The following is a 16,534-nucleotide window of genomic DNA, read 5'->3' on the forward strand; positions in this document are numbered from 1 at the left end:
TGCAAATTGTTTCAGACCAGATGCAACAAACGGTTAAGATTGTAAAAGAATAGCGAAACCGTCGCCGAGGGCTTTGCCCGTCGGCGAGGTTTGAAAACCTTTTCTTTACGGTCTGTGATTTATTTTAGGTATCGTTTTTTACAAAAAACTTGTTTTTTCAAAAGCCGTCGGCGAGGATTATTAGCTTCGCCGACGGCTTTTTTTTAAAACTTAATTCCCAAATGGCGATAGACAAAAGAGAGAAGCCAAGCAGGACCGATAAGTAAAAACTGCAAGTCTTCGAAAAAGGAAGGTTTCGCGCCTTCAATTTTATGTCCGATAAACTGACCAACCCAAGCAAGCGCGAAAATAGCAAGTGAAATTTGCCAGAGGGGAGTAGAAAAATGCGCACTGACGTAGCCACAAATCCATAGAAAAGTGCTTGCGATAAAAAGCATGCCCAAGCAAATTGGAATAGAAAGGCGCAAGTAAAATAAAGCACATAAAAAGACAAATAAGGTTGCAAAATTTGCATATATTCCCATAAAAGGAAGTAACTCTTGTAAAAAAGCGGCAGGCAAACTCCACAAAAGCCCTAAGACACTGAAAAAGATAGCAGGCACACAAATCCAATGGAGGGCTTTATTGGTCGAATTTTGGTGGCTTTCGGCGTACTTATCGAGCCATTCTTGCATTGTTTTCATATCAAAAATAGTTGAATATTAAAAAAATCTTTTTTGGAATCAGAGAAAACTGCCCCAAAAAAGACGAAAAGGAGGTACGTAGAAAACGTTAGGCAGAGCGGTTTATTTTGCCCTTTTGAGTTTGAAAAATTATTTTGAAAGTGAAATTTGTTTGGTCATGGCTAAAATTTTGATAGCAAAATTATCCACTTCCGCACTGCTTTGATTGGCTAAAACAACAACGCCAATGTTTTTTTCTGGCGAAAAGCCGATGTAAGTTCTGAATCCGCCTGTTCCGCCGTTGTGCCAAACAATATCGCCCATTTTGAGAATCAAATCGCTGCTTGTATCTAAATGCCAACCTTTTCCTATTTTCCCACCTTGCGCCTCAAAAATAGGGGCGTGTGTGTTCTTAAAGTCTTGATTATCAGAAAGTTGAGCTTTTAAAAAACGACCCATATCTGCAATATCAGAACGAATACCCCCTGCGGCATAAAACTCTGGAAAGTCCCAATGACAAGTTGGTTCTTGATTTTCTGTATAACCTATTGCAAATTTTGTACTATCTTTGACCAAAAGACTTGTATTTTTTAAACCTAAGCGAGTGCAAATTTCATCTTGCAAAAGCGTTTCATAGTCTTTTTTGCTTTTTTGCACCAAAATAGTACCTAACAATGCAGAGCCAAAATTAGAATAATCATAGGCTTGCAGGCTTGCCTCTTTTTTGTCTTTGCAAGCGGCTAAGTAGGCGACAAGGTCGGCTTGCGTGAGAGTAGAATAGGGGTTGCAATCGTCAGTCATGCGGTCTAAAAAGTGCTGTGGTAGGCGTGGAAAGCCCGAAGTATGCGTTGCCAAGTGCAACAAAGTGGTTTTGTCATCTTGAAAAGAAAAAGGACTTTGAAGAGAAGCGGCAAGCGTGCTATTCCAATCTATGACTCCTTTTTGTGCTAAAATTTCACCTATTTGTGTAGTAAATACTTTTGAAATAGAGCCAATTTCAAAAATAGTTTCTTCTTTTACGGGAATTTGAGCCTCTTTGTTTGCCCAACCGTAGGTGGCTAAATGGCTTTTTTCGCCCTGCACAATGGCAATCGCCAAGCCCACAGATTTTTTTTCTTTCAAAAACTTTTCGGCTGCTGCTGTTACGCGCTTTTCTAAATCTTGGGTATCTTCTAAATTATTTAGTTTATGAACAAAATAAAAAGCAAAGATTGCACCTGCAATGAGCAATAAAAACACAACTAAGGCAGAAAATAACAGTATTTTTTTCATATAAAAAGGTGTAAATTTTATGGAAAATAAGAGAAAACAATTATAAAATTTGAGTAAAACGCCTCAAAAGTAGGAACTTTCGTTGCGAAAAGACTCATTTCTTACATTTGTACCTTGAAAGCGAAAAAAATTACAAGCAATTTTTTTCCCTGCTCGATGGGTAGAAAACCTTTTTCATAAACCCAAATCGCCTTTTCAGAAACTTTGTTGTGTTGGGTGCGCCAAAAATTATTTTCTTGCGTCATAATTGCTTCTTTGAAGGTGAAAATAAGGCAGTTGTCTGTTTTCATTTTACCACTTAAAAACTCAATGATTATGCTTACTAAATTATTCTTGTCTTTCTTTCTTATGATTTCACTCAACTTTTTAGGCTTCGGACAGACCAAATGGAACAAACTTATCAGTGAGTATCCTGATATGAGCTTTCCGCAAACTTTCCAAATAAAGGAACGATATGATAAAAAATATCCCCTTATGAATGTGGCAGATTATCAAACTTATTTTCTGACCCAAACTACGCCACAGGTGCGCGTGATTGCTAAAATTGCGCTCGAAGGGGGTAGTACGGCACTTTTTTATGTCAAGATAGACGGCAGCAGACACAGTTTCTCTGTTTCGGTTTTTGATAAAAAAGGAAAAATCTCGCGTTTTGATGGGGTACTGATAGACCAATATGACGCTGATTCTTATTCCGACCAGCAACGAAGCGAACGCTATTTTGTAGCCGACAAAGAAAGTGAGGGCTATGTCTTTACCATTTATGACAAAAACAAAGAGGGTCAGGACAAAGTTTATCAAGAAATTCGTATGGGCAGAGATGGCAAAGCAAATTAACTTTTTCAATATTAAACCAACAATAAAATGAATCAGACCTCGCAAAAAAATGTACTTTTGGCAGGCGTTCTGCTTGCTTTGAGCCTAAGTTTCGCGCCTACGCTCTCCGCTCATTCGCCTTTTTGGGGTGCAAAAGCAACCAATCAAAAGTCTTTGATAGATGATTTTCGCAATTTTTTTGGCTTACAGTACCAGCTGCCCAGCGGTTGGAATGTGGCAACGCGCCCCGAAGACCCCGATTTTTTCGGTCTGAAAGGAGGGACTTTGGCACAGTTACAGATGGTAGAATCAAGGGGCAATTTGGAGCAGGACATCATCTCTTTTTTAGATAAAAAAACAGGGATAGATGCGAAAAAATTTGCAAGCTACAAGCCGCAAGTGGTGGCGCACCGTTTTGCAAAGATGCAACTTTACGACATGGCAAATTACAGCCATGTAACGAAGGAAACCTTTTATTATCGCCTTTATACCTGCCAACTGCGCGGCAAAACCTACCTTTTACTTTTTTCCGAAATTGTGGCAGACGGCAAAAGTCCTATTTTACGTGCAGATGAGGATTTTATCATTAAAAGTATTCAGTAGTTTTAGTTAGTGTTTTCAAATTAAAAAAACTTGTCGAAGGACTTTCGACAAGTTTTTTTGTTGTCAAATTAAGCTAATTGCGCTTCTTGCGAATGTGTCATTTCCAAAATTTCTACGATATTGGCTACGGTCAAATCGCCCAAGGCATTTAGTTTTTTACCGTCACCATAAATTTTGGTAGCATATTCTGCAATCGCCTGATATTGCTGCGGCTCTACGCCTACTGCGGGGAAGGATTGTAGAAGTCCGTTTTCGGCAAGCCAATTTTCAAAATGCTCGATAAATGCCTGCCCTTTGCTTTCGGTATCGCCTTCTTTGACCCCAAAAACGCGCTCGGCTAATTGTGCAAAACGCTCCTTAGCACGGTCATTTTTCCAAAGCCAACGGAAATAGGCAGGATAGAGCGTTGCCAAGCCACGCCCATGTGCTAATTGCGGATAAAAACCGCTGGCGGCGTGTTCTATCGAGTGCAGCACAAATTCCGAAGGATTGCGCCCTGCTAATTGATAGCCATTGAGAGCCAAATCGGAAGCCCAGAAAAGGTCGGCGCGATACTTTACATTTTGCAAATCCTGACGCAATTTGGGTAGTGTTTCCAAAACCGTCAGGATTACAGCTTCGGAATATCTATCTGCCAAAGGCGATTCGCTACCGCCCAAAATGTAGTTTTCAAAGACATGGCTTAGAATGTCGGCTGCGCCATCTTCGGTTACGGTGCGGCTCAAAGTAGCGGTATAAAGTGGATTCATTAAGGCAAGGCGCGGACGCAAGACATCGTGTGCCAAGACCGATTTGCCATGAACTGCCTCATTAGAAATGACGGCAAATTGGGTTACTTCCGAAGCCGTCGCCGCCGTAGTGGGAACGGCAACCACAGGAATCGCGCCACTATACGCGCCCATTTTAGGTTCGCCCAAAACGTACTGCCAAATATCTGCTGCCTTTTCATGCACCAAAATAGCAATCGCTTTCGAGGCATCTAAGACCGAACCTCCCCCAAAACCGATTACAAAATCTACTTTTTCTTGTTGCGCTAAGGATGCCGCTTTGTTGATGGTGCGTGCCTGCGGATTGGGTTCGATGCCCGAAAAGAGTACCGTTTCTACGCCTACTTTTTCCAAAGCAGCGCGAAAAGGGGCTAAAAAACCTAATCGCTCGATAGAGCCTCCGCCCATAACCAAGAGTGCTTTCTTTCCCAAAGTAGAAGCGGCGGTAGCGAAATTGTCTAATTGGTTTTCGCCAAAAAAGATGCGGGTAGGTACATAAATTGAAAAATCTCGCATAAGATAGGAGGAATAGAGAAGTAGGAAATGATAAGATTTGGAAGCGAATAAACAAGAGTAGCAAGATAGTCAAAATTTGAAAGGGGGCTTGTTAAGAAAATATAAACTTTTGGCAAGAAGGGAAACGGCTTTGATGTTCTGCCTTTTCAGATTGGAAAAAGCATTTTTAGATAAGTCTAACTTTTTGATTTGCAAATTCTAAATTTCAGTTTGTTGTACTCAAATATTTCTCTTAGCTTTGTGGTAAAATACGAGTTTCAAACCCCAAAATCAAAAAAATGTATGATTTTTCGATACTTTGTGCTTTCTTTCTTTTGTGTGCTTTCCCTTTCTTTGCAGGCGCAAAAGGCGATAAAGGGCAGTGTAAGGGCGCAAAATGAGCCACTCCCTTTCGCTACCTTGCAAATTGTGGGTACAACAATCGGAACACTTACCGATACTTCGGGCGAATTTTATTTGCCCATAGCTGATAGCCTTTGGCAAAAATGGATTGAAGGAAAAGAAAATATCGTACTAAAAGCCTCTTTTTCAGGCTATACCGCCCAAACGCGAATTTTTGGATATGAGGATTTCAGAAAACAGCCTATTCTTCATCAGCATTTCGAACTCAAAACGCTTTTTGAGGAGCTACAACAAGTCGTCGTGACGGGCAATCGCTTCGAGCAGGCGGAAAATGAATCTGTTGTGCGTGTGCAGTTGATAGACAAAGCTACGCTAAGGCAGGTGCAAGCCTGCAACCTTGCAGAGGGATTGCGATTTCAGTCGGGGGTGCGGCTCGAAACCAACTGCCAGACCTGCAATTATACCCAACTTCGCATGAACGGTTTGGGTGGAAATTATAGTCAGATTTTAATTGATAATCGCCCTATTTTTAGTGCCTTGATGGGTTTGTATGGCTTGGAGCAAGTTTCGTCGCAACTTGTCGAGCGCATCGAAATTGTGCGCGGCGGCGGTTCGGCACTTTATGGCGCAAATGCCATTGGGGGAACGGTGAATGTGATAACAAAAAATCCTACCGAAAAGAGTTATGAAGCAGGTTATACCTACCAAAATATAGCAGGCAGTTCCGAACATCAGGTAGAAGGGGCGGCGAATTGGGTCAGCAAAACGGGCGAAACAGGTTTTTCTTTGCTTTTCAATGGGCGAGAGCGCGATTTTTACGACCACAATGGCGACGCATTTTCGGAATTGCCTTTCCTACAAATTGCAAATGCAGGATTAAAATTTTTCCATCAGCCTGCCGACAACAAAACCATAAAAGCAAGCCTTCACCATCTTTACGAATACCGATTTGGAGGGCAGATGCAAGCCCAGAATCGCCGCGATTTCAACCCCATCGAGGCGGCGCAGGCAGAGGAGCGCGAACACAGCGTTTGGATAGCCAGTAGCGAATATCAGTATAATTTTAACCAAAATAACACAAAACTTAGTTTGTATTGGGCTGCACAGCACACCAACCGAGCGCATTTTACAGGCATCGAGCCTGACGAACCTTCGGAAATTGCGACGTATCGTCTTCAACCACCTTATGGTACTTCTCAAAATCAGACGCAACAGATAGGTTTTCAGTTGAATCATTATAGCAAAAAAATAAGTGTAGGGAAAAAAGATTTTGGCACACACCTGCTCACGACAGGGGCGGAATTTTTATATGAGTCGATACAAGATGAAATTCCTGCCTATCGCTATTTAATAGACCAAAATACGCAAAATGTGGGCTTCTTTCTGCAAAGCGATTGGCAACTTTCTGAAAAGTTCAATCTGCTTTCGGGCTTGCGTTTGGATAGGCACAATTTAGTGGAAACGCCCATTTTGAGTCCGCGTGTGGCTATTTTATACAATTTCCTCCCTACTTTTCAGGGGCGTGTCAGTTGGGGCAAGGGCTTTCGTGCGCCGCAGGCTTTCGATTCCGACCTGCATATTGCCTTTGCAGGGGGCGGGATTTCGCGCGTGCAGATAGCACCCGATTTAGCACCCGAATTTTCGAATAGCCTTTCGGCTTCTTTGCGTTATGATAAGCCGCTGGAAAAACTCATTTTTGGTTTTACCTTAGAAGGTTTTTATACAAAACTTAGAAACGCTTTTACTTTGGAAGGAATTGGTACAGATGCCTTTGGTGAAATTTTCGAAAAGCGCAACGGTGCAGGGGCTACCGTAGGCGGCACAACTTTCGAGGCACGTTTCAATTATGATAAAAAATTGCAAGTAGAAGCAGGTTTCACTTTGCAAAATAGTCTTTTTTCCGAACCAATCGCCTACATAGAAGGGCTTGCCCCTACGCGCGTTTTTTTGCGCACACCCAACGAGTATGGCTTTTTCAATCTCAATTTTTCGCCTGATAAACTTGCTTTTTTGGGTTTGAAAAACCTAAAAAAGCGGCTACAAATTAGTTTCAATGGCGTTTATACGGGTCGTATGCAGGTGGCGCACTTTGCAGGCGCACCCGAACAAAGCGAAGATGCCTATAAAACTACGCCTACTTTTTTAGAGTTGGGTTGTAGAATGGCTTATCAATTTGATTTATTAGGTGCAAAAAAAGATTTAAACAAAAACAAAACTACTTTAGAGCTTGCCTTGGGTATGAAAAATATCGCCAATGCCTATCAAACTGATTTCGATACAGGTAAAAATCGCGATAGCAATTTTATTTATGGGGCAGCGCAGCCACGTACCATTTTTGTAAGTATTAAAATTAGATAGCTATTTTTTTAATGACTTTGAAAAGGCTATATTTCTTCTACTAAAAGTTTGGCGCAAACAAGTTCGCTCAAAACTTCCTGTTGCGCCTCTTTAAGTTGAGTAGGATTTTGGTAGGAAATGGTCATGTTCTTATCAAAATCCTCTATTTTGAGGATTTCTATTTTTGTGCCTAAGGCTAAATTTTTGGCATTGAGATATTTTAAAAACTCTTCCGAAGAATCGCGTAAGCCTCTCAAAATGAATAGCTTACCTGCCTTACATTCGGTTAGGGCGCGAAAAGAGACGGCTTCTATTTCGCCTTGTTTGTTGGGAATAGGCGAGCCGTGTGGGTCGTATTTGGGGAAGCCCAAAATTTGGTCTATGCGCTCGAAAAAAAGAGGGGCTTTGATGTGTTCTATCTGTTCGGCAATTTGATGCACCTGCTCCCAGCCGAAGCCCATTTTTTCTACCAGATACATTTCGATAAGGCGGTGCTTGCGAATGATAAGGGCGGCTTCTTTGCGCCCTTTTTCGGTCATGCGCAGGGGTTTGTACTTTTCATACTCTATATAGGCTAAGGCAGCCATTTTTTTTGCCATGCTATTGACCGTAGGCACGCTCACCGAAAGGGTCTGTGCGAGTTCGGTAGGATTGATGTCCTGATTTTTTTGGGCTAAATGAAAAATCGCTTTCAGATAATTTTCTACGGTTTGGCTTGCCATCTTACTATCACGCTTTGTCAATTTTGGAAAATAGAAAATCTAAGTTTTGCACAAAGATAAGAAAATATGTTTTCCTATATCGAAAGCCACTGAAAGGGCAATGCAGAAGGGGAAACTATTTAAGCCCCCAAGCCCAAAAAGCGGTATTATCGAGATGGGGTTTGTTGTAGGTCAGGTCGTTCCCCTCGCTGGTAAAAACTCTGCCTCCTGCGGCACGAAGGATAGCATCGCCTGCGGCGGTGTCCCACTCCATCGTGCGTCCTGCCCGAAAGTAGAGGTCGGCTTTGCCTTCTGCAATAAGCCCAAATTTGAGCGAACTGCTTCGCGCCTGATGGGTCTGGATATGAAAATCGGCTAAGGCTTCCGCCTCGTTTCCACTGCTATAAAGCCTGCTGCCTAAGGCGATAAGGGGTTGATGCCTTTCTTTTTGGTTGGTAAAAATCGCGCTTTTCGTGCCGTCTGGCTCTATTTTAAAAGCCTCTTTGCCTACTTCGCCTGCATAGAGTGTCTGATGCATGGGGGCGTAGATGACTCCTAAAAGGGGGCGTTTTTGATAAATAAGGGCAATATTGACGGTAAAATCCGCGCCCCCTTTGATAAATTCGCGCGTGCCATCAAGAGGGTCGATGAGCCAAAAAGTATCCCAATGGCGGCGTTCTTCAAAATCGGGTAGTGCCGCTTCTTCGGCAAGGATAGGAAAGGGCGTTTGAAGCGTCTTGGTCAGGTGGTGCGTGATGATTTCCTGCGCCTGCTGGTCGGCTAAGGTTACGGGGCTATGGTCGCTTTTGTGTTGGGTGATGCTCGCCATGGCATACCGCGATTTGATGCTTAGTATCAACTGCCCTGCTTCCTGTGCGATAGCACTTAGGTTTTCAAGGGTAGGAAAGGCGCGATTGAGGGGGGGCGTTTCTGGCATATAAGGCGATTGAAGAAGAAGGAAGTAATAATTTTTAGAAAATTTTATGAAAAAGCCCCTTCTTGTGCTGTGCGTACAAATAAAATTTGCTATTTTTGGCTTGTCATTTGCACCTGCCAAATATTATTTTGCCCAAAGGAATAAGTGGGCGCAAAGGGCGTTTTTTGGTTTTATTTGCATTTTTCAAAGATAGTAAAAAAAAGCAAAAAGGGCTTTTTGGGGGTCTTATCGAAAAAAACGGAAAAAACTCGATAAAAGATGCCTTTGCGTTTGGAAAACAGAGAAGAAACCCTTATTTTGAGCAGGAAAATACTGCCTGTGCTGCCTTTATTTGTCGGAAATCTCCTTTCTACCAAATAAATCATACCTACCGAACCTTTTTTGATGAGCCTTTTATGAATTGTTTTTTTTCTTTTTTTGCGAAACAGAATCCATTTGGCGCAAAGCTATCGCCTGCCTGCAAGTCGGGCAAGTGGCTCTTGGGCTTGATGCTCTATTTGCTTTCTTGGGGGGTGCAGGCGCAAAAAGAAAATTTCTACCTTGCCCTTAAAAATGCCCAAACAGAGGAGCAAAAAGTCGTCGCTTTGAATCAGGTGGCAGAGGCAGAATTGCAAGACAACAACCTCGACCAAGCCTATTCCTTCGGACAGCAAGCCTTAGATTTAGCACTCAAAACGGCGAATCTGCCGCAGGCAGCCAAAAGCGTCCTCACTTTGGCACGAACCTTCCGCCAGAAAAAGCAGTATGCCTCTTCCTTGCGCTACTACCTCCAAGCCATCAAAAGCTATGAGAAGCAGCAGAAAAAAGAAGAATTGGCAGCCGTTTATAGCGAAGTGGGCGCACTCTACAAAGAGCAGGAAGTGCCGCTCAAAGCCTTAGAATATTACACCAAAGCCAAAGAAATTGAAGAAGAAAGTGGCAAATCTTCGTGGCGCACACTCGATAATATCGCCTATTCGCATGCCCTTTTGAAAAATTACGACCAAGCCGTTATTTTTTATACCGCCGTTTTGGAGCAAAACAAAATAGAAAAAGACCGCCAAGCCACGCTTTCCACCCTAAGAAGTCTGACCGACATCTACAAGGAAAAGCAGGACTATGAAAAGGCAGCGCAGTACAATCAAGAAATTTTCGAACTCAATAAGACCGCTGGCGACAAAGAAGGCATGGCAATTTCGCTCAACAATTTGGGCTTCCTCTACAAATTTTTAGGCAAATATGATGATGCCCTTGCCGCCTTTCAGCAAGCCTTAGATTTGCAGACCACAGAATTAAGACCTTTCACCGTTCTGACCAATATCGGTGTAATTCACCAAGTAAAAGGCGATTATACCAGTTCGGCAAACTATTTTTCGCAGGCACTTAAAGCCGCCAAGCAGCGAAACGCACCCGCCGAAATTGCCCAAGCCTATAACTATTTGGCGACGATTTACCTGATTAAGCGCGACTTCCCAAATGCACGCACCCATGCGCAGGAGGCTATCAAAATTGCTGCCCAACAAGATGCCAAACCCATCTTAGCCACCAGCTTTCGCACGATGGCAGACATCTATCAGCGGCAGAATGATTATCGCAATGCCTTTGCTTTCTATAATCAATATGCAGCCTTGCGCGATACGCTTCTTTTGCAGGAAAGAAATGAACTACAAGCCTCTTTGCAGCGACAGATGACTTTTGAAAAGAGCGAAAAAGAACTCAAACTTTTATTGGTAGATGAGGAAATTCAAGATTTGGCTACCAAACAAAAGCAGCTCGAAACCGAAAAGAAACTTCAAGATTTAGAAATTCAACTTCGCGACAAAGACCTACAAGAGTTTGCCCTCAAAAATGAGCAGTTGGAACGCCAACGCACCCAGCAGGCACTTCTTCTCACACAGCAGCAGCTCGAAGCCGAAAAGCGCAATCAGCAAATCCTTTCGCTCGAAAAAGACAAAGCCATTCAAGATTTGGCTTTAAAGCAGAAAGAATTGGAAGAAGAACAGCGACGCGAAGCCCTCAAAGCCGCCAAAGAGCAGAACAAGCTACAAAATGAAAAATTAGCTCTACAAGAAGAAACCATCAAAGCCGAGCAGCAGCAGAAGCTCTACTCCTATATTGCCTTAGGTTTGGCTGCCCTGACCATTCTTTTGGTAGCGATTGGCTTCTTCCAACAGCAGAAGGCGCGTAAAAAATTGGGCAAGCAATACGAACAGATTGCCGCTCAAAAATATGAAATCGAGAAGCAAAACGCACAATTAGAAACCCAAAAACAAGAAATCTTAGTTCAAAACGAAGAATTAGAGCAGCAGCAAGAGGAGATTTTGGCGCAAAGAGATAGCATCGAGCATAAAAACTTGCAACTCGAAGCCCAGAAGGAAGTCTTGGTGCAAAAAAATAAAGAGGTAGAGGTGCTTTATCAAAACATCTCTAATATCAGTGAGATTGGTAGGGAAATTACCTCCTCCTTAGATGCCAGCCAGATTGAGGCGATGGTCTATGCCAATGTCAATGCCATTATGCCTGCCGATGTCTTTGGAATAGGCGTATTAGAGCCTGAAAATCACCGTATTCGCTTCGAAGGCGTTGTAGAAAAAGGGGCGATTTTATCTAAACATTACGACAAACTTCGTGAGAAGCACAAGTTTTCGGTGCAGTGCCTTTTGGAGCGAAAGGAAATTGTGATACAAGATTTAGCAAAAGAGTATCCCTCTTTCCAACAAGATGACGAAAATGCAGGCGAAACCCCCGCTTCGCTTATCTATTTGCCGCTCTTTTTGAAGGAAAAGCCTTTTGGCGTGATGACAGTACAAAGTTTCAAACCTAATTCATATAGCAGTCAGGAAGTTACGATGCTTCGCGCCTTAGCCTCTTATGCGGCTACGGCGTTGGATAATGCACAAAATTACGAATTGATACAAGCTAAAAATCGACACATTACCGATAGTATCCGCTATGCCCAAACGATTCAGCAAGCCGTACTGCCTGCCAATGAGCGTTTGAACAAGGTATTGAAGCAGTATTTTATCGTCTATAAACCAAAAGATATTGTTTCGGGCGACTTCTATTGGTTTTCGCAGGCGGAGGGCAAAATGTTTGTCGCTGTGGTCGATTGCACAGGGCATGGCGTACCCGGTGCCTTTATGTCTATGATTGGCAATACGATTTTGAACGAAACGGTAAATGAGAAAAAGATATACGACCCCGCCCAAATTCTGACGCGCCTACACAAAGGGGTCAAGCAAGCCTTAAAACAAGAAGCCGCCCTTAATCCAGAGCGCAGGGTCAATGACGACGGCATGGATGTCGTCTTGTGTAGCCTCGATTTTAGAGAAGAAACGCAGGATAAAGTCAAAGTCCTTTTTGCAGGTGCAAAACGTCCCCTCATTTATGTCCTTCCCCAAACGCAGGAAGCCGCCTATGTGCGTGGCGACAATAAGTCCATTGGCGGTTTTAGGGAGCGAAAGACAGTAGATTTTGTCCAGCATGAGTTTGAATTTCCCAGAAATACAGTCTTGTATCTAACTTCTGACGGCTTTGCCGACCAGCAAAATCCCGAACAGATAAAATTTGGCACGCCACGTCTTTTGCAAGCCTTAGCCGAAAACGCTGCCGAGGACATGGCAAACCAGAAAGTCCTTTTAGAGGTAGCCTTAGAAAATCACCAACGCAGCGAGGAGCAGCGTGATGATATTACCATTTTGGGCATCAAACTCTAACCAACCTTTGTAAGATGATAGATTTTGGCAAGCGTTCTTATCAGAAAGAACTCATGGACGAGCTTACCTTAGAGGGGGAAGACTTGCGGCGCAATTTAGAGGAATTAGCTTTTATCAATACCCATTTGGGCGGTTATGAGGTGCTGACCAGTGCCATTCATTTTTTAGAAAAGCGAAAAAAAATAGACCTTCAACAGCCTTTGAGTCTGCTTGATGTAGGCAGCGGTGGCGGCGATACGCTTCGTTTTTTAGCCAAATATTTCCGCCGTAAGCGGTGGCAAGGCAATTTTATGGGCATCGATGCCAATCCGTTTATGGTCAATTATAGCCGCATGCGAAGTTTGGTATTTCCCGAAATTAGTTTTGATATTTGCGATATTACAAAACCTGAATTTGAAAATTTAGAGGCTGATATTGTAATTTGCAGCCTTTTCTGTCATCATTTCGAAGATGAAGCCCTGATTGCGCTGTTTAGGAATTTGAAAAAAATAAGTAAAAAGGCGTTTATCATCAACGATTTAGAGCGCAATCGCCTTGCTTTTTATGCGATTAAGTCGCTTACCCATTTTTTTAGCAAATCGTATTTGGTCAAACATGATGCGCCACTTTCGGTGCGTCGTGCTTTCAAAAGGCAGGAGCTGGCAGAACTTTTGGAGGCGGCAGGAATTAAAAAGTATAGAATCCGTTGGAAGTGGGCTTTTCGCTATCAGGTGATTGTGTGGCAATAAGGGGAGTGCGCTATTATTTTTTAGAACGGACAACGCGCTTTTTCCGAAAAAAATTGTATTTTGCCTTTCTGAAATATCTGCCCCTTCACTACTTTCAAAGTAATATGTTTTCTTTACTTTTATTTTCTTTTTCGGATAGCGTTTATGAAAATAAGAAGCAATCCCTTCGGCTTCGCGCTTGTTTCGGGGTCTGTTTTCTTTTTCTGATGCTTACTCTTTCGAGCCTTTGGGGACAAGACCGTTCCGCTTTGCATCAAAAGTTGGAAAAAAGCAGTCGTACCGAAGAAAAAATCGAGCTACTTTTGGCGTTGGCTCGCATAGATTCGGTGAGCGATAGTGCCTTTTTTTATGCGAAAAAAGCCGAAGTATTGGCAAACAATCAAAAAAATAGGGAAAAGCAGGCGGAGGCTTTGGCACTTTTAGCGGCTTACTATGATGCCCAGCATAATTTGGTAGAATCGTTGAAATATTACCAAGAGGCGATTCTTGCCTACACGCGCTTAGACAAGCTCGAACCGCAGATTCGCCTACAAATTGCCCTTTCGAAAATCTTTGAGCAGTCGGGTGATAAGTCCAACGCCTTAGAAACTGCACTTTCGGCTCTCAAAAATGCCGAAAAATTGGGAAAACCTGCCTTATTGCGCCATGCCTATATGCAGGTAGGGATTGCGTATAGCGAAATCAATGAGAACAAAAAAGCAGAGCGCGAGGTATTGAACGCCTTAGCGATAGATAGCGTACAGCGCGATTCGCTGCAAATGGCATATAGTTACAACGTTTTGGGTACGATAGCGCAAGCCGAAAAGGATTATAAAAAGGCTTTTTATTTTTATATGAAAAGCAAAGAATTTTACCAAAGCATTAATGATGTCAAGGATTTGCGCATTGTGCTTTCCAGCATTGGTGAATTATTGATTTTGCAAATGAATTATAATGAAGCACTACAATACCTCACCGAATCGTATAACATCGACGAGCAGTTTGCCGACATCGAAGGCATGGCATACAACTTAGCCTTTATTGCCGAAGTTTATTATAAAAAGCGCAACTATGAGCGGGCTATCGAATTTTCTGAAAAGAGTTTGGGCTACGCGCTCAATACTAAGTCGAAGCAAATTGTGCTTAAAAACTATCAGCTACTTTCTCTTTTTTATGAAGCCAAGCAAGATTTGGCAAAAGCCCTTTCCTATGAGCGCAAATATTCCGACCTGCGCAATGAGATTTTTGAGAAAAACAACGCCGACCGTTTGGCAGAAGCACAGACTTTGCACCAATTAGACAAAAAACAAAAAGAAATAGAATTGTACGAAAAAAATGCGGAATTGGCTACCGAACAGGCAAGAAATACGCGCTACCTCAATTATTTTATGATTGCTTCGGCTTTGGGTGCAATTTTTTATGGCTTTTTATTCTATCGTCGCTATCGGGAAAAGGCAAAAGCCAATGTCCTTTTGCAGGAGCAGAAAGCACAAATTGAAGCCAAAAATCACGAACTCGAACAGCTAAACGAAGCCATAAACCACCAAAGGGCTGAATTAGAACAGACCAACGAGGAAATGCGCGTAACCAATACTGCCTTAGATGTAGCCAATTCGCAGCTCAATATTGCCTATCAGCAGGTTACCAGCAGCATCATGTACGCCAAGCGTATCCAAGATGCCATGCTGCCTGCCATAGACAAGATAAAACGGCTCTTTCCCAATAGCTTTATTTTGTATCAGCCACGCGACATCGTTTCGGGCGATTTTTATTGGTTTTCCGAAACGGGCGATAAAATTGTCTTAGTAGTGGCGGATTGCACAGGGCATGGCGTACCCGGTGCCTTTATGTCTATGTTGGGAGATGCCTTTTTAAATCTAATCATCAATCAGCAGGGCAAAACCAAACCCGACGAGATTCTAAACCTTCTCCACCAAAACATTTATACGGCATTGCACCAAGCCGACCGAGAAAACCAAGACGGCATGGACGCTGCTATTCTCACCATAGACAAAAAGCAGCGAATCTTGCATTTTGCAGGTGCAAGACTGCCTTTGGTCTATAAAAAGGGCAATCATTTTCAGGAAATTAAGGGCGATAAAATGCCCATAGGCGGCTATCGCAAGCAGGCTTCGCAAACCTTTCGCGCACATACCATTCCGATAGATGCGCCCCTGACGCTCTATCTCTATTCCGACGGTTTCCAAGACCAATTTGGAGGCGAATTAGGGCGCAAGTTTATGAGCCGTAGGTTTAAAGATTTGCTGCAAGAAATTCATTACAAATCTATGCCCAAACAGGAAGAGATGCTCAACGTTGCCTTCCAGAAATGGACAGGACTCAAATACAAACAGATAGACGATATTTTAGTGGTAGGATTGAAATTTTCACCCCAAGACTTCTTCCAAGAGCCTGACATACAGACACTTGCCAGTAGTGGTAACCCTTACGAATAGTGGTAGCGATAAGGCAGTAGCTTTTCTAAGCAAGGTTCGAGATACGCCTTTTCGAAACAAAAACGCCTCTCTTTTTGCAAAGAAAGGCGTTTTTTAAAAAAGAATGGGGCTGATTATTTGCCTGCTGCTTCTTGCTGCTCTTTACGCACGCTACGGGTAATAACGACGGAAGCAACTGATACAGAAGGGCTGTTCAAGATTTCGAAGCCTTCGGCAGGAAGGTGTCCTACTTTTACGGTTTTGCCCAAGTCTAAATCTGAAATATCAATCGTGATGCTATCAGGGAGGTTTTCGGGAGTGGCTTTAACGGTTACTTTACGGGTCTTAACCGCCAAGCGTCCGCCTTTTTGTACGCCCACAGGACGACCTGTCAAACGAACAGGGATGTCTAATTTTACGGGCTTATTGGGTACTAAGCGCAAAAAGTCCACGTGAAGGAGCATTTCGCTCACAGGGTGTACTTGGAAGTCTTGTAAGATGGCTTCGTAAATTGTGCCTTCTACATTGACGATAACCTTATGTACGCTGGTGGTATAGATAAGGTCGCGGAAAAGAATCATAGGTGCAAAGAAATGCACAGGCTCGTCGCCACCGTATAAAACGCAAGGCACATTGCCTTCGCTGCGGATTTGCTTCGAGAATTTCGTACCCAAGTCGGTGCGCTTCCAACCGACAATCTCTAATGTTTTCATGTGAATTACCTTGAATTTAAAGGTGGCAAAGGCG

The 16,534-nt window shown here is 42.9% G+C and carries 13 protein-coding genes; 6 read left to right on the top strand and 7 right to left on the bottom strand.

The window, feature by feature from the left end; genetic code table 11:
- Positions 1 to 203 precede the first annotated feature (203 nt).
- The 3 genes from G500_RS0120690 to G500_RS0120705 all read right to left on the bottom strand — a co-directional run bounded on the left by G500_RS0120690 (position 204) and on the right by G500_RS0120705 (position 2,224).
- On the bottom strand, positions 204 to 683 hold the full coding sequence (locus G500_RS0120690; protein ID WP_027003921.1) for an Mpo1 family 2-hydroxy fatty acid dioxygenase: 480 nt from the start codon (positions 681 to 683) through the stop codon (positions 204 to 206).
- Between the two features lie 129 nt (positions 684 to 812).
- The gene (locus G500_RS0120700) at positions 813 to 1,934 is read right to left on the bottom strand and encodes a serine hydrolase domain-containing protein (protein ID WP_027003922.1); all 1,122 of its coding nucleotides are present in this window, start codon (positions 1,932 to 1,934) and stop codon (positions 813 to 815) included.
- Between the two features lie 101 nt (positions 1,935 to 2,035).
- Positions 2,036 to 2,224 (bottom strand): hypothetical protein, encoded by a 189-nt coding sequence (locus G500_RS0120705; protein ID WP_154657266.1) that lies wholly within the window; start codon positions 2,222 to 2,224, stop codon positions 2,036 to 2,038.
- 58 nt (positions 2,225 to 2,282) lie between these two features.
- On the opposite strand from G500_RS0120705, the gene G500_RS0120710 reads away from it, so the two are divergent.
- Positions 2,283 to 2,768 (top strand): hypothetical protein, encoded by a 486-nt coding sequence (locus tag G500_RS0120710; protein WP_027003924.1) that lies wholly within the window; start codon positions 2,283 to 2,285, stop codon positions 2,766 to 2,768.
- 27 nt (positions 2,769 to 2,795) lie between these two features.
- Entirely contained in the window at positions 2,796 to 3,350 is a 555-nt protein-coding gene (locus G500_RS0120715) for a hypothetical protein (protein ID WP_027003925.1), read from the top strand.
- 68 nt (positions 3,351 to 3,418) lie between these two features.
- On the opposite strand, the gene G500_RS24500 is transcribed toward G500_RS0120715, so the two are convergent.
- Positions 3,419 to 4,633: an iron-containing alcohol dehydrogenase gene (locus G500_RS24500; RefSeq protein WP_051203985.1), complete on the bottom strand. Its 1,215-nt coding sequence runs from the start codon at positions 4,631 to 4,633 to the stop codon at positions 3,419 to 3,421.
- Positions 4,634 to 4,915: 282 nt separating this feature from the next.
- Here G500_RS24500 and G500_RS0120730 point away from each other — a divergent pair, with 282 nt between their 5' ends.
- The gene (locus G500_RS0120730) at positions 4,916 to 7,333 is read left to right on the top strand and encodes a TonB-dependent receptor (protein ID WP_035758353.1); all 2,418 of its coding nucleotides are present in this window, start codon (positions 4,916 to 4,918) and stop codon (positions 7,331 to 7,333) included.
- A 26-nt stretch (positions 7,334 to 7,359) separates the two neighbouring features.
- Here the strand turns inward: G500_RS0120730 and G500_RS0120735 are convergent, their stop codons facing one another.
- Positions 7,360 to 8,055, bottom strand: a complete 696-nt coding sequence (locus G500_RS0120735; RefSeq protein ID WP_245574519.1) for a metal-dependent transcriptional regulator — start codon at positions 8,053 to 8,055, stop codon at positions 7,360 to 7,362.
- A gap of 94 nt (positions 8,056 to 8,149) precedes the next feature.
- Positions 8,150 to 8,950, bottom strand: coding sequence for a 3'(2'),5'-bisphosphate nucleotidase CysQ (cysQ, locus tag G500_RS24505; RefSeq protein ID WP_035758365.1), 801 nt, complete (start codon positions 8,948 to 8,950; stop codon positions 8,150 to 8,152).
- A gap of 95 nt (positions 8,951 to 9,045) precedes the next feature.
- On the opposite strand from cysQ, the gene G500_RS0120745 reads away from it, so the two are divergent.
- From G500_RS0120745 to G500_RS0120755, 3 genes are all read left to right on the top strand, one after another.
- Positions 9,046 to 12,645, top strand: a complete 3,600-nt coding sequence (locus G500_RS0120745) for a tetratricopeptide repeat protein (protein ID WP_154657268.1) — start codon at positions 9,046 to 9,048, stop codon at positions 12,643 to 12,645.
- 14 nt (positions 12,646 to 12,659) lie between these two features.
- The gene (locus tag G500_RS0120750) at positions 12,660 to 13,373 is read left to right on the top strand and encodes a methyltransferase domain-containing protein (protein WP_027003929.1); all 714 of its coding nucleotides are present in this window, start codon (positions 12,660 to 12,662) and stop codon (positions 13,371 to 13,373) included.
- Positions 13,374 to 13,477: 104 nt separating this feature from the next.
- Positions 13,478 to 15,808: a tetratricopeptide repeat protein gene (locus G500_RS0120755; RefSeq protein WP_035758355.1), complete on the top strand. Its 2,331-nt coding sequence runs from the start codon at positions 13,478 to 13,480 to the stop codon at positions 15,806 to 15,808.
- A gap of 113 nt (positions 15,809 to 15,921) precedes the next feature.
- Here G500_RS0120755 and G500_RS0120765 read toward each other — a convergent pair whose 3' ends face one another.
- Positions 15,922 to 16,500 (bottom strand): 50S ribosomal protein L25/general stress protein Ctc, encoded by a 579-nt coding sequence (locus G500_RS0120765; RefSeq protein WP_027003931.1) that lies wholly within the window; start codon positions 16,498 to 16,500, stop codon positions 15,922 to 15,924.
- Between the last annotated feature and the right edge of the window lie 34 nt (positions 16,501 to 16,534).

This window comes from Hugenholtzia roseola DSM 9546 (assembly GCF_000422585.1).
Lineage (GTDB): Bacteria > Bacteroidota > Bacteroidia > Cytophagales > Bernardetiaceae > Hugenholtzia > Hugenholtzia roseola.

Bases quoted from the DNA above. Each gene is read 5' to 3' on its own strand.
- G500_RS0120700 (WP_027003922.1), bottom strand. From the start codon at position 1,934: ATGAAAAAAATACTGTTATTTTCTGCCTTAGTTGTGTTTTTATTGCTC.
- G500_RS24500 (WP_051203985.1), bottom strand. From the start codon at position 4,633: ATGCGAGATTTTTCAATTTATGTACCTACCCGCATCTTTTTTGGCGAA.
- G500_RS0120765 (WP_027003931.1), bottom strand. From the start codon at position 16,500: ATGAAAACATTAGAGATTGTCGGTTGGAAGCGCACCGACTTGGGTACG.
- G500_RS0120750 (WP_027003929.1), top strand. From the start codon at position 12,660: ATGATAGATTTTGGCAAGCGTTCTTATCAGAAAGAACTCATGGACGAG.
- G500_RS0120730 (WP_035758353.1), top strand. From the start codon at position 4,916: ATGATTTTTCGATACTTTGTGCTTTCTTTCTTTTGTGTGCTTTCCCTT.
- G500_RS0120705 (WP_154657266.1), bottom strand. From the start codon at position 2,224: ATGAAAACAGACAACTGCCTTATTTTCACCTTCAAAGAAGCAATTATG.
- cysQ (WP_035758365.1), bottom strand. From the start codon at position 8,950: ATGCCAGAAACGCCCCCCCTCAATCGCGCCTTTCCTACCCTTGAAAAC.
- G500_RS0120710 (WP_027003924.1), top strand. From the start codon at position 2,283: ATGATTTCACTCAACTTTTTAGGCTTCGGACAGACCAAATGGAACAAA.
- G500_RS0120715 (WP_027003925.1), top strand. From the start codon at position 2,796: ATGAATCAGACCTCGCAAAAAAATGTACTTTTGGCAGGCGTTCTGCTT.
- G500_RS0120755 (WP_035758355.1), top strand. From the start codon at position 13,478: ATGTTTTCTTTACTTTTATTTTCTTTTTCGGATAGCGTTTATGAAAAT.
- G500_RS0120690 (WP_027003921.1), bottom strand. From the start codon at position 683: ATGAAAACAATGCAAGAATGGCTCGATAAGTACGCCGAAAGCCACCAA.